The following is a 14,091-nucleotide window of genomic DNA, read 5'->3' as shown; positions in this document are numbered from 1 at the left end:
AAAAGTAGAAAAGAATTCTGTTAATAACAATAAAATCTAATCATTTTTTTCCATTTTTTTTTATCCATTAAGAAAAAGATTAAATTTACTCAATAATTTTAACTTTGAGGCTTAAATGGATGAAAACAATTCATTAAACTTTATTATATTTTCAGGAAACTTAAAAATAAATTTGGATTATGAAATATGAAATGATCGATAACAATCTGTTTCAAAGAAACCGTACATTATTTATGCAAAAGATGGTGCCGAAATCTATTGCCATATTTTTCTCAAATGATGAGCAACATAAAACAGCTGATCAAAATTTCCCTTTTAAGCAAAATACTGACCTCTTATATTTAAGTGGCATAGATCAGGCAAAATCAATATTAATATTGATACCGAATTCACCGGTAAGTGAGGTGCAGGAATATCTTTTTATTAAAAAAACCGATGAGTTAACTAAAATTTGGGATGGTAACTCATTGGAGCCGGAAGAGGCCAGAGCCATTTCAGGGATTGAAAATGTTCATTATCTGGATGAGTTTAATAACATTTTGCCTTTGCTGATTAACCGTTGTGAGCATATCTACCTGACCTTAAATGAGCACGATCGTTTTAAGTCGGCATTGCCGGACCAAAACCAAAGAAAGGCAGAAGAATTGAAAAAAGCTTATCCTCTTCATAATTTTATGAGAGCTTATCCGATTTTGCAGGAGTTGAGGGTTTCAAAACATGAAATTGAAATTGAATTAATAAAAAAAGCCTGCTCCATTACAAAGAAAGCCTTTTTGGAAGTTTTGAAATTAGTGTCTCCCGGAATTAATGAATATGAAATTGAAGCTGCTATTTTATATAATTTTTTGAAAAATGGTGCTTCTAGAAACGCATTTGATACTATAGTCGCTTCAGGAATTAACAGCTGTATTTTGCATTATACCCTGAACAATCAGGTTTGTAAAGACGGTGATATACTTTTAATGGATTATGGAGCTGAATATGCTAACTATGCCTCTGACATGAGCCGTACAATTCCGGTTAATGGCCGGTTTACCAAGCGTCAAAAAGAACTTTATAATGCTGTTTTAAATTCTCAAAAGGAGTGTATTAAATTAATGCGGGTAGGAATGACTCTTGATGAGTATAATAAGGAAGCCGCTAAGATTATTGAATCAGCATTGATAGATGTTAAGCTGTTGAATAAAAATGATGTAAAAAATCAAAATCCTAAAAGTCCATTGTATAAGCAGTATTTCATGCATGGTGTGGCTCACTTTATGGGTTTAGATGTTCATGACACAGGAGACCGATACACGCCTTTAGAGGAAGGTGCTATATTGACCTGTGAACCCGGCATATATGTGAGAGAAGAAAAAATTGGAATTCGATTGGAAAATGATATTCTAATTACTGAAAATGGTCCGGTTGATCTTATGGGCGACATTCCAATTGAAGCTGAAGAAATTGAAGAACTAATGAATTAATGTTTTGACAAGTTTTTTTAAGATACCTAATATCATTACACTGTTAAATTTGATTTGTGGCAGTATTGCTATTTATCACATTTTAAATAATGATATCATAATTGGAACATATTTTATAATTGCGGCAGCAGTTCTTGACTTTTTAGATGGATTTGCGGCAAGACTATTTAATCAGGCATCTGAAATTGGTAAACAACTGGATTCACTGGCAGATGTGATTTCTTTTGGACTGGCTCCCGGTTTTATTTTTTTTCAGTTATTGAGTGCCTCCGGTCATGAAGTAGGTGGAGAGATTTTAAACTTAAATATGTTGGCTTTTTTATTGCCGGCATTTGGTGCTTTGAGATTGGCTAAGTTTAATATAGATGAAAGTCAGTCTGTGCATTTCAAGGGGCTGCCAACTCCGGCGATGGCTATGTATGCAATTGGTATGGTTTATTGGTATGAAAATGATGCAGCCTGGCAATCTGTTTTTTTTAATACAGAAATCCTAATCATTCAAATAGTGGTCTTGAGTTTACTGATGATTAGTAATTTAAATTTAATAGCATTAAAATTCACTAAAAATAAAATCAAGGACAACATTGATACTATTTTATTACTGGCTGTAAGTATTTTGTTATTTTTGCTTTTTAATTTATCGGCATTACCGATGATAATTTTAACTTACATAGTAATTTCCATTTTATCCTTTAATCTAAAAATTTTTAATAAAAAATGAAATTCCAAGCAGAAATCAAAATCATGCCACTAAGTGAACTATTAGATCCTCAGGGTAAAGCTGTAGAGAAAGGCTTGCAAAACTTAGAGATAGACAATATAACCAATGTTAGAATTGGCAAAAACATTAACTTAACTATTGAAGCCGATAGTGAAGAAGAAGCGAAAAAAGTAGTTGAAACTGCTTCTAAAAAATTGCTGGCGAATCCGGTTATGGAGTCTTATACAATACAGTTGAAAGCTGTTAAATAAAACAGGCAAAAAATGAGTTATGGCAAGCTTTATATAATACCCACCCCCATAGGGAATATGGCTGACATAACTTACCGGGCTGTGGAGCTCCTAAAGAATTTACATATAGTATATGCAGAGGACACAAGGGTGAGCAGTAAGATTTTCAGGCATTATAGTATAGATACTTCGCTACGTTCTTACCATACATATAATGAAAAAAACAGAACAGAAGAGATTTTAAACCGTTTAAAAAGCGGGCAGGATGTAGGATTAATTTCTGATGCCGGCACACCCGGAATTTCAGACCCTTCATATCTGATTATTAAAAGCTGTATAGATGAAGGCATTTTATTTGAATGTTTGCCCGGAGCAACGGCTTTTGTACCTGCTATTTTACTATCCGGCATGCCGAATCATCATTTTTCGTTTTACGGATTTTTGCCTCAAAAAAAGGGTAGAAAGAAGTCATTAGATGCGATATTGGAGGATACAAAAACGTCTATCCTTTATGAATCGCCTTATCGAATTGTTAAGCTATTGAAAGAAATTTCCGAATTGGATTCGCCTGATAGAAATGTTTCTGTTTCAAGAGAAATTACTAAAATGTTTGAAGAAACTGTAAGGGGAAAATGTAGTGATGTTTTAAAACATTTTGAACAGAAAAAGCCAAAGGGTGAATTTGTAATTGTAATAGAAGGAAGTAGAAAGTAGAAAGTTTGAAAAGGGGAAAAGGGGAAAGTAGGCAGGAGGCAGCAGCAGTAGGCAGGACCCAAGAGACCAAGATCTAAGAGACCAAATTCCAAGAAGTTCAAGACTTAAATAAGGAGTTAAAAGTAGAAAGTTTATAAAGTCTGAAAGTAATCAGTTAGAAGTTTAGGGCAAAATTATGATGGAAAATGGAAAATGTTGTGAGATAACTCCCCATTAATCCGGAGATGCTTCCTATCGTCAGCATGACAGCTAAGAGTAAGGCTGTACTTTTTCATTAATGTATTAAAAAGAACTTTTTACCACAAATCCCTCTCTAACAATAGAGAGGGTGTAGGGTGAGTCATAATATAGAGCATAATAAGATAGCTGCGTGAGAGAACTCTTTCTGATTTGCAATTCTATAGTGAGAACGCTTTCTATTGAGGACATATATTTACAACTTTATGTAAAAGTGGCAATCAGTATATAATTGATGCATATTAATTTCTAAATCATTTAAATAATGGAAAAATTAAAATATACAGTTATAAAAGATGAGCATCAGTACATTCATTATTGCGATATACTTGAGTCCTTATTGTCAAAAGAAAGTGAAGACTTGGTAGATGAAATAGAGTTATTGGAATTATTGATTCAAAAGTGGGATGAGGAACATTATTCAAATATTGAACTCAATCCGGTTGAGTTGTTGAAAACATTAATGGAAGAAAATCAACTAAATCAAAATGATCTTGCCGGAATATTAGGGCTGACTAAAGGAACTGCTTCAAAAATTTTAAACTATCAAAAAGGCTTTTCAAAAGAAACTATCCGGAAACTTTCAGCATACTTTAAATTGTCACAAGAAGCATTCAATAGACCTTATGCATTAAAACAGCATACAGCTTAATTTTTTGGGTTTTCTGTTAAGAATTTTTGAAAGTTTCAGTAAAGATTTTTGTGGTTGTAGCAATGCAATTGCAAACGGATTATTTACAAATGAACAAACCAATCAAAGTAAAGCTGTACACCAAAAAGAACCCGCGAATAATGGGTGCCAATTTTTTTGATTGCGGACCAAATTGGTTTTTTGCCGGATTCGATGACGTGGGGAACGCGTGGGATTGTGTTGTAGAGACGTTGCATGCAACGTCTCTACAATGTGGGTCACGTTGTTGTTTATTATGTTTATTATCCCCTATTCTAATACTCGCATGAAAATGATTGGGCATTACCACAAATTCAACCATGGTTAAATTCATATCCGGACGCAATTCAAATGTTTTTAACTATTCTGATTTAACAATATCTCCAAACCAATAAACCTTGTCTTTTATACAGATTATGATGAAATACAGGGCGGCCGGCCGTAATCCCAATTTTGTATTTATTTTGACATTTTCACATAACGTGTCACAGCCCACACTATTAGTAGCATCCTTGCTACCGAGCAATACTTAGCCGATTATTTCTAAAAAGACATTTTTGCATGTCGAATTAAAAATAAGCGTTTTTTAAAGAACAGTTTTTTTAAGCTGCTTTTTGTTTCTACTGGTTTCTTTATCAGCCTGAGGCAGAGAGCTATCGAAGGATTTTGTATAGAATTGTTGTGGAAGTAGCCTAGCAACTATAATATTTATTGAAAGAGTAATCAGATAATTAATGCATCAGTTATATTTCTGAAGAAAAACCTTGATTTAAAAAGGAAAAAAAGTCTAAAACAGTTAATTTTGCAGTAAAATATCGGGGTGTAGCTCAGCTGGTAGAGTACACGTCTGGGGGGCGTGGGGTCGCTGGTTCAAGTCCAGTCACTCCGACAAAAAAAGGTTTCAGAGCATTTTCTGAAACCTTTTTACTTTTTATATAAAATGTATTAAGCCTGAGCAGTTGGTCCGCCAAAATTCATAGGCATTCCACCCTGACCGGCCTGACCTCCTTTGTCCTCTATTTCACCATGCAGCTTTTCATACTTTTTAATATTATCACTTAATGCATGCAATAATCTTTTTGCATGTTGAGGGGTCAGTATAATACGGGATTTAACTTTTGCTTTGGGAACTCCAGGCATCATTCGTACAAAATCAACCACAAATTCAGCGTGAGAGTGTGTAATTATAGCTAAGTTTGAATAGACACCTTCAGAAACATCTTCAGATAGTTCAATATTCATTTGTCCCTGTTGCTTCACATTTTTTTCATCAGCCATATCAATAGTTTTTATTATAAATTTAATTACAAAGTTAAGATACTTTTATTAAAAAGAAAGGCCGGTTTCATGAAACCGGCCTTTCTTCGCTATTCATCCCTTTTGAAGGACTATTCTATTCTTCAGTCTCCGCAACATTCTTCACGTCTTTTTTATCTGACGAAAGTTCTTCAAACTCTTCTCTTGAACCAACTATCAGATTGTCAAATATCCTTAAACCGGTTCCGGCAGGGATTTTATGACCAACTATAACATTTTCTTTCAGACCTAATAAAAAGTCTTCCTTAGCTGTTATTGATGCGGTGCTTAACACTTTTGTAGTCTCCTGGAATGAAGCAGCTGATATCCAGCTACTGGTACTCAAGGATGCCTTCGTGATACCTTGTAAGACCGGAGAAGATGTAGCTGCCTGAGCATCTCTGAATTCTACTATTTTCTTATCATTTCTTTTAAGTATAGAATTCTCTTCTCTTAATTGTCTTAAAGTAACAACCTGACCAACTTTTAAATTGACAGAATCACCTGAATTAGTCACAATTTTCTTATCGAAAATAAAATCATTTGCTTCTAAAAAGTCAATTTTATCAACTGATTCGTTTTCAAGAAAATGCGAATCACCCGGATCTGTAATAATTACTTTACGCATCATTTGTCTTACAATGACTTCAATGTGCTTATCATTAATTTTCACACCCTGTCTTCTATAGACTTCCTGAACCTCATTTACCAGGTATTCCTGAACGGCATAAGGTCCTTTGATAGAAAGTATGTCTGAAGGAGTAATTGCTCCCTCACTTAAAGGTAAACCGGCTTTTACGTAATCATTTTCCTGAACAAGTATGTGCTTGGACAATGGAACCAGGTATTTTTTAACCTGTCCGTCTTTAGATTCAATAATTATCTCTCTATTTCCTCTTTTAATACCACCAAAAGATACAGAACCATCAATTTCAGTCACTACAGATGGATTTGAAGGGTTTCTTGCTTCAAAAAGCTCAGTAACACGAGGAAGACCTCCTGTAATATCCCTAACCATACCCATCGTTCTAGGTATTTTTACGATTATCTGACCGGATTTGATCTTTTGGTTATCCTTTACCTTAATATGTGAATTCACCGGTATATTAAATGATTTTATATCATCATTTTTACCTTTAGGTTCTACAATTATAGCAGGTATTTTTGTTTTATCCTTCGTTTGTATAATTACCTTTTCCTTATAACCCGTTTGCTCATCGGCCTCTTCTCTGTAAGTAACACCTTCGATAAGGTTTTCAAACTTAACAGTTCCTTCTATATCAGAAATAATAACGGCATTGTAAGGATCCCAGGAACAAAGTACATCGCCTTTATTTACTTTTTGTCCATCTTTCACAAATAAGTCACAACCATAAGGTAAGTTATGAGTTGATAAAACTTTATCTCTTTTAGCATCAAGAATTCTCAGCTCACCCATTCTACCAATTACAATGGTTTTTGTCTCACCATTATCATCAGTTACTTCAGTTGTTCTTACTGAATCAAACTTTATTACACCCTCAAATTTCGCGGCTAATTTGTTACTGCTTTGAACTGAGCCTGCTGTACCACCAAGGTGAAAGGTTCTAAGTGTTAACTGAGTACCCGGCTCACCGATTGATTGAGCAGCGATAATTCCGACAGCATCACCAATCTGAGTAATTCTGTTATTTGTAAGATTTCGTCCGTAACATTTTGCACAAACACCTCTTTTAGACTCGCAGGTAAGTACAGAACGAATTTCTACAGTATCAATAGGAGAATCTTCAATTACCTGAGCTATGTCTTCAGTGATATAATCTCCGGCACGAATAATTAATTCATCCGTAAGGGGATCATAAATATCCTGAAGGCTCATTCTACCAACTATTCTTTCGTATAGGGTTTCAACAACTTCTTCATTTTCTTTCAAAGAATTTATTGCAATTCCTCTTAGAGTTCCGCAATCTTCTTCGGTTATAACCACATCCTGCGCAACATCCACCAATCTCCTGGTAAGATAACCCGCATCTGCCGTTTTCAAAGCTGTATCGGCCAAACCTTTTCTTGCACCGTGAGTAGAAATAAAGTATTCCAAAACCGACAGACCTTCTTTAAGGTTTGCCAAAATCGGGTTTTCAATAATATCGTTACTGCTGGAAGCTCCGGATTTTCTAGGTTTTGCCATCAATCCCCTCATACCGCTAAGCTGTCTAATCTGCTCCTGTGAGCCCCTTGCACCTGAATCAAGCATCATAAACACAGAGTTAAATCCTTGTTTATGTTCTTTTAACTGATCCATCAGTGTCATTGCAATTTTGGTATTGGCTCTACTCCAGATATCAATTATCTGATTGTATCTTTCATTTTCAGTTATGATACCCATGCTGAAATTCTCCATAATCATATCAACCTCTTCCTGAGCTCTATTGATAATATCGAGTTTTTCTTTAGGTTCAATTAAATCTGATAAGTTAAATGAAAGACCGCCTTTATAAGCCATTGTAAAACCAATATCTTTGATTTTATCAAGGAATAAGGCTGTTTGAGAGATACCTACACGCTTAATTACGTCACCAATAACATTTCTTAAGCTCTTCTTGGTAAGCAACTCATTTATAAATGGTACTCCATCAGGAGTAGCTTCATTAAACAATACCCTACCTACTGTAGTCTCTATAATTTTATGTACTCTATTTTCACCGGAAGATTCAACCAGTGCACGTACTTTTATGTAGGAGTGTAAATCTACTTTTCCTTCGTTATATGCTATTAAAACCTCTTCTGCTCCGTAAAAAGTCAGGCCTTCACCTTTTGCTTTTACTTCCGGGGTAGATTTTTTACCTTTTGTAATATAATAAAGGCCTAAAACCATATCCTGAGATGGAAGTGCAATAGGAGATCCATTCTGAGGATTCAATATATTATGTGATGATAACATCAACATTTGTGCTTCTAAAATAGCTGCATTGCTCAAAGGAACGTGAACGGCCATTTGGTCACCGTCAAAATCCGCGTTAAAAGCAGTACAAACCAATGGGTGAAGCTGAATTGCCTTACCCTCAATCATTTTAGGCTGAAATGCCTGTATACTCAATCTGTGAAGCGTTGGGGCTCTATTTAGTAATACGGGATGTCCTTTCAATACATTTTCTAAAATATCCCAAATTACCGGTTCTTTCTTATCGACTAATTTTTTGGCAGATTTAACTGTTTTAACAATTCCTCTTTCAATCAATTTGCGGATAACAAAAGGCTTAAATAATTCCGCGCACATATCTTTCGGGAGTCCGCATTCATGTAATTTTAATTCCGGTCCTACCACAATTACTGAACGACCGGAGTAATCAACACGTTTTCCTAAAAGGTTTTGACGGAAACGACCTTGTTTTCCTTTTAAGGAATCACTTAGTGATTTCAACGCTCTACCACCTTCAGCTTTAACAGCATTCGATTTTCTTGAGTTATCAAAAAGTGAGTCAACAGCTTCCTGAAGCATTCGCTTTTCATTACGCAAAATCACTTCCGGCGCCTTTATCTCTACAAGTCTTTTCAGACGATTGTTTCTAATAATAACTCTTCTGTATAAATCATTTAAGTCTGAACTTGCAAACCTTCCTCCATCTAAAGGAACCAATGGCCTCAATTCAGGAGGTATAACCGGCAGGTATTGTAAAACCATCCATTCCGGCTTATTCTCTTCACGACTGTTAGCATCTCTAAATGCTTCTACAACACTCAGTCTTTTTAAAGCTTCTGCCTTTCTTTGCTGGGAAGTTTCATTAGCCGCTTTATCACGTAACTGATAAGACAATTCATCTAATTGAATTCTCTTCAGTAGCTCATAAATTGCTTCGGCTCCCATTTTTGCAATAAACTTGTTAGGATCGCTATCTTCTAACAACTGATTATCTTTTGGAAGTCTGTCTAAAACATCTAAATATTCTTCTTCTGTTAAAAGCGCAAAATCTTCAACCTGGCTAGATTTCTCAAAGGTCATTCCATCGGCTGCTCCTGACTGAACAACTGCATACCTTTCATAATAAACTATAGATTCAAGTTTTTTAGAAGAGTAACCTAAGAGGTATCCAATTTTATTCGGTAAAGATTTGAAGTACCAAATATGTACAACGGGAACAACTAGTTTGATATGACCCATTCTTTCGCGACGTACTTTCTTTTCAGTAACCTCAACTCCGCATCTATCACACACAATACCTTTGTAACGAATTCTTTTATATTTGCCGCAATAACATTCATAATCTTTTGAAGGACCGAATATTTTTTCGCAAAATAAACCATCCATTTCAGGCTTATAAGATCTGTAATTAATTGTTTCTGCTTTCTTTACTTCACCATGAGACCTGTCAAGAATAACATCCGGAGATGATAGGCTAATGGTAATTTTTCTGAAATCAGAATTTATTTTCGATTCTTTTCTTGAAGGCATGTTCATACCTGGCTATATTTTAGTAAAAATTAAGTAAATTTCAATTCCAATCCAAGTCCTCTAAGTTCATTAACGAGAACGTTAAATGACTCAGGAATGGAAGGTTTAGGAAGGTTCTCACCTTTCACTATAGCTTCATAAGCTTTAGCCCTACCAATTATATCATCTGATTTAAGCGTTAGTAATTCCTGCAGGATATTAGCAGCACCGTATGCTTCTAAAGCCCAAACTTCCATTTCACCTAAACGCTGACCACCAAACTGCGCTTTACCACCTAATGGCTGTTGCGTAATTAATGAGTACGGACCTATTGATCTGGCATGCATTTTATCATCAATCATGTGAGCAAGCTTAATGATATAAATCAGACCTACAGTTGCTTTCTGGTGAAAACGATCACCTGTTTCACCATCTGTAAGATAGGTTTGTCCTAATGACGGCAGACCTGCTTCCTGAATTTGCTCTTCTATTTCATCGATTGTAGCTCCATCAAAAATTGGAGTAGCATACTTTTTGTTTAATTTGAATCCTGCCCATCCGAGTACTGTCTCATAAATCTGTCCAAGGTTCATCCTTGAAGGAACACCAAGTGGATTTAACACAATATCAACCGGGGATCCATCTTCCAGGAAAGGCATATCTTCTTCTCTCACAATTTTAGCGATAATACCTTTGTTTCCGTGTCTTCCGGCAAACTTATCACCCACTTTCACTTTACGTTTTTGAGCAACATAAACTTTAGCCAGTTTTAAAACTCCATTCGGTAATTCATCACCAATGCTAATATTTACTTTTTCTCTTTTCGCTCTGGCCAATTCTTCATTAAGCTTAATAATAAAGTTGTGAAGTGTTTGACGAACTAACTCGTTTGTTTTCTCATCATCTGTCCAGTTAACAGGGCTTATCATTGCAAAATCAATCGTTGAAAGATTTTTGCGTGAAAACTTAGCTCCTTTTGTCAATACTAAGTTATCTGCCTGATCATTTACTCCTTTGGAGGTTTTACCATCTAATATTTTAGTAAGCTTTTCCAGTAAAACTTCTTTAAGGTCTTCAAGCCTTTTTTGATGATCTTTCTCTATTTTATCAACTGCAACTTTCTCTTTAGCTTTAGATGTTTTATCCTTTTTTGCACGTGCAAAAAGTTTTTTATCTATAACTGTACCTACAGTTGAAGGAGGTGCTTTCATTGAAGCATCTTTCACATCACCTGCTTTATCTCCGAAGATTGCTCTTAACAATTTTTCTTCAGGTGTTGGGTCAGACTCTCCTTTTGGAGTGATTTTTCCAATTATAATGTCGCCTTCTTTTATGTTGGCGCCTATTCTAATTACACCGTTTTCGTCTAATTCTTTAGTAGCTTCTTCAGAAACGTTAGGAATGTCAGGAGTAAGTTCTTCTTCACCTAATTTGGTGTCTCTTACATCCATTTCAAAGCTTTCGATATGGATAGATGTAAAGACATCATCTTTCACTAATCTTTCTGAAATTACAATTGCATCTTCAAAATTGTAACCTTTCCAAGGCATGAAAGCAACCATTAGGTTTCTTCCCAATGCCAATTCCCCATTTTCTGTAGCAAATCCTTCACAAAGTACCTGTCCTTTAGTTATTTTCTGCCCTTTCTTAACAATAGGCTTAAGGTTAATACAAGTACCCTGATTTGTACGTCTGAATTTGGTTAGGTTATACTCTGTAGTTTCAGTATCGAAACTAACTAATGCTTCATCACTTGTTCTGTCATAAACAACAATAATCTTATTAGAATCAACATATTCAACCACTCCGTTTCCTTCAGAGTTGATAAGCATTCTACTATCCTGCGCAACCTTTTTCTCAAGACCTGTCCCCACTATAGGAGCTTCAGGTTTTAAAACCGGTACAGCCTGACGCTGCATGTTAGATCCCATCAATGCTCTGTTTGCATCATCATTTTCTAAAAATGGAATCATCGAAGCAGAAACACCAACAATTTGGTTAGGAGCCACATCCATAAAATCTAAATCCTTAGGAGTAGATATAGGAAATTCACCCTGGAATCTGGATTTAATTTTCTCGTTTATAAAATTCCCCTGAGGATTAATAGGTGCATTTGACTGTGCAATTGTCTGGTTATCTTCTTCTTCTGCAGAAAGATAAGTTAAATCGCCTTCTAAGTCAACCTGACCTTCTAATACTCTTCTGTATGGGGTTTCGATGAAACCCATACTATTTATTTTTGCGTGAACACACAAAGTCGAAATCAAACCAATGTTTGGTCCTTCCGGTGTTTCAATTGTACAAAGGCGTCCATAATGTGAATAGTGAACATCTCGAACCTCGAAACCGGCTCTTTCTCTGGATAAACCACCCGGTCCTAAAGCAGAGATTCTTCTTTTATGCGTAATTTCTGAAAGTGGATTCGTTTGATCGAGAAACTGAGATAACTGGCTTGTCCCAAAGAAAGAATTTATCACAGAGGATAAAGTCCTTGCATTGACTAATTCAACCGGTGTAAACACTTCATTATCTCTCACATTCATTCTTTCTCGTATTGTTCTGGTCATTCTTGCCAACCCGACACCAAACTGTGAAGAAAGCTGCTCACCAACTGTTCTAACACGTCTGTTACTCAAGTGGTCGATATCATCAACCTCTGCCTTGTTATTGGTAAGCTCAACTAAATACTTAACGATTGAGATAATATCTTCTTTACATAAAACCTTCGTTTCAATATCAATATCAAGATTTAGTTTTCTGTTAATTTTATATCTTCCAACTTCACCTAAATCATATCTTTTATCCGAAAAGAATAATTTATCAATAATACCACGTGCTGTTTCTTCATCAGGAGGTTCTGTTCCTCTCAATTGTCTGTAGATATGCTGTACCGCCTCCATTTCTGAATTAGAAGTATCTTTTTGCAGAGTATTAAAAATAATGGTAAAATCTGCTACTAAATCTTCTTTTTGAAGGATTACTGATTCAATTCCATTTTCCTGAAGTATAGTAATATTCTCTTCATCCAGCATTGTATCCCTTTCAAGAATAACTTCATTTCTTTCAATAGAAACTACTTCACCGGTATCTTCATCCACAAAATCTTCCAGCCAGCTTTTAAGCACTCTTGCTGCAAGTTTGCGTCCATTAATATCTTTAATGTTCTTTTTCAGAACTTTAACCTCTTCAGCTAAACCGAAAAGGTCAAGTATTTGCTTATCGGTATCATAGCCGATAGCTCTAAGAAGAGTAGTAACGGGGAATTTTTTCTTTCTGTCAATATATGCGTACATGACATTGTTAATGTCAGTTGCAAATTCCATCCAGGCACCTTTAAAAGGAATGACTCTGGCGGAGAATATTTTCGTACCATTTGGGTGAAAACTTTGTCCGAAGAAAACTCCCGGAGAGCGGTGTAATTGTGATACAACGATTCTCTCAGCTCCGTTAATGACAAAAGTTCCCTTAGGAGTCATATAAGGTATGTTCCCAAGAAATACATCCTGTACGATAGTTTCGAAGTCTTCATGTTCTTCGTCGTTACAAGATAGTTTTAACTTTGCCTTTAGGGGCACGCTATAAGTCAGGCCTCTTTCGATACATTCTTCAATAGTGTATCTTGGAGGATCAACAAAGTAATCCAAAAATTCAAGCTCAAAGATATTTCGAGCATCCGTAATAGGGAAATTATCAGTGAAGACTTTATATAAGCCTTCATTAATTCTGTTCTCCTGAATCGTGTCTAATTGAAAAAAATCTTTGAATGACCGAATTTGGATGTCTAATAAATCAGTAGAGTCTGATTTTTGAATAATCTTTCCAAAATTGATTCTTGAGTTGTTATCCGTAAAATTTTGAGACATAGAACAGTCAAATTAGTTAAGATGAATATAATAAAAGAAATGTATGGGCGAAATTTGTAGTTTCACCCATACTTAAACAGAATTTTTCGTGAGATATTTTCTTAACTTATCTCAACCTCTGCGCCGGCTTCTTCCAACTTAGTTTTCAAGCCTTCAGCTTCATCTTTATTTACCCCTTCCTTAACAGGTTTCGGAGCGTTGTCTACTAGTTCTTTAGCTTCTTTAAGCCCTAGTCCTGTAATTTCTTTAACGACTTTTACTACGTTAAGTTTTTGTCCACCCGGTGCTTTAAGAATAACATCAAAAGCTGTTTTTTCCTCTGCGGCTTCTCCACCTGCAGCAGCTCCACCTGCAACTGCAACTGCTGCTGCTGCCGGCTCTATACCGTATTCATCTTTTAATATTTCAGCCAACTCATTGACTTCTTTAACACTCAAATTAACTAATTGTTCTGCAAATGATTTCAAGTCTGCCATTTTTCCAAAG

10 protein-coding genes and 1 tRNA gene are annotated in these 14,091 nt (G+C 35.5%); 7 read left to right on the top strand and 4 right to left on the bottom strand.

Annotated features, from left to right (window positions below; all coding sequences use genetic code 11):
- The first annotated feature begins 179 nt into the window (after positions 1-179).
- From EA412_12930 to EA412_12900, 7 genes are all read left to right on the top strand, one after another.
- Positions 180-1,466: an aminopeptidase P family protein gene (locus EA412_12930; protein ID TVR76743.1), complete on the top strand. Its 1,287-nt coding sequence runs from the start codon at positions 180-182 to the stop codon at positions 1,464-1,466.
- Positions 1,462-2,187, top strand: a complete 726-nt coding sequence (gene pssA / locus EA412_12925) for a CDP-diacylglycerol--serine O-phosphatidyltransferase (GenBank protein TVR76742.1) — start codon at positions 1,462-1,464, stop codon at positions 2,185-2,187. The genes EA412_12930 and pssA overlap by 5 nt, the downstream gene beginning before the upstream one ends.
- Entirely contained in the window at positions 2,184-2,438 is a 255-nt protein-coding gene (purS, locus tag EA412_12920) for a phosphoribosylformylglycinamidine synthase subunit PurS (protein TVR76741.1), read from the top strand. The genes pssA and purS overlap by 4 nt, the downstream gene beginning before the upstream one ends.
- Positions 2,439-2,450: 12 nt before the next feature.
- The gene (gene rsmI / locus EA412_12915) at positions 2,451-3,131 is read left to right on the top strand and encodes a 16S rRNA (cytidine(1402)-2'-O)-methyltransferase (protein ID TVR76740.1); all 681 of its coding nucleotides are present in this window, start codon (positions 2,451-2,453) and stop codon (positions 3,129-3,131) included.
- 502 nt (positions 3,132-3,633) lie between these two features.
- Positions 3,634-4,020 carry a helix-turn-helix domain-containing protein gene (locus EA412_12910; protein ID TVR76739.1) on the top strand — a complete coding sequence of 129 codons (387 nt, stop codon included), beginning with the start codon at positions 3,634-3,636 and terminating at the stop codon, positions 4,018-4,020.
- A 26-nt stretch (positions 4,021-4,046) separates the two neighbouring features.
- Positions 4,047-4,328, top strand: a complete 282-nt coding sequence (locus tag EA412_12905) for a hypothetical protein (protein TVR76738.1) — start codon at positions 4,047-4,049, stop codon at positions 4,326-4,328.
- A gap of 526 nt (positions 4,329-4,854) precedes the next feature.
- Positions 4,855-4,930: transfer RNA gene (locus EA412_12900), tRNA-Pro, on the top strand.
- 53 nt (positions 4,931-4,983) lie between these two features.
- On the opposite strand, the gene EA412_12895 is transcribed toward EA412_12900, so the two are convergent.
- The 4 genes from EA412_12895 to EA412_12880 all read right to left on the bottom strand — a co-directional run bounded on the left by EA412_12895 (position 4,984) and on the right by EA412_12880 (position 14,081).
- Positions 4,984-5,316 carry a DUF3467 domain-containing protein gene (locus EA412_12895; protein TVR76737.1) on the bottom strand — a complete coding sequence of 111 codons (333 nt, stop codon included), beginning with the start codon at positions 5,314-5,316 and terminating at the stop codon, positions 4,984-4,986.
- 115 nt (positions 5,317-5,431) lie between these two features.
- Complete coding sequence (gene rpoC / locus EA412_12890; protein TVR76736.1) at positions 5,432-9,763, bottom strand: DNA-directed RNA polymerase subunit beta'; 4,332 nt, start codon at positions 9,761-9,763, stop codon at positions 5,432-5,434.
- Positions 9,764-9,792: 29 nt separating this feature from the next.
- Complete coding sequence (gene rpoB / locus EA412_12885) at positions 9,793-13,605, bottom strand: DNA-directed RNA polymerase subunit beta (GenBank protein TVR76735.1); 3,813 nt, start codon at positions 13,603-13,605, stop codon at positions 9,793-9,795.
- Between the two features lie 101 nt (positions 13,606-13,706).
- Entirely contained in the window at positions 13,707-14,081 is a 375-nt protein-coding gene (locus EA412_12880) for a 50S ribosomal protein L7/L12 (protein ID TVR76734.1), read from the bottom strand.
- Between the last annotated feature and the right edge of the window lie 10 nt (positions 14,082-14,091).

Source organism: Chitinophagaceae bacterium (assembly GCA_007695095.1).
In the GTDB taxonomy this organism is placed as follows: domain Bacteria; phylum Bacteroidota; class Bacteroidia; order Chitinophagales; family REEL01; genus REEL01.
The sequence above is the reverse complement of the archived record's forward strand: the minus strand, read 5'-3'. Positions and strand labels throughout refer to the sequence as shown.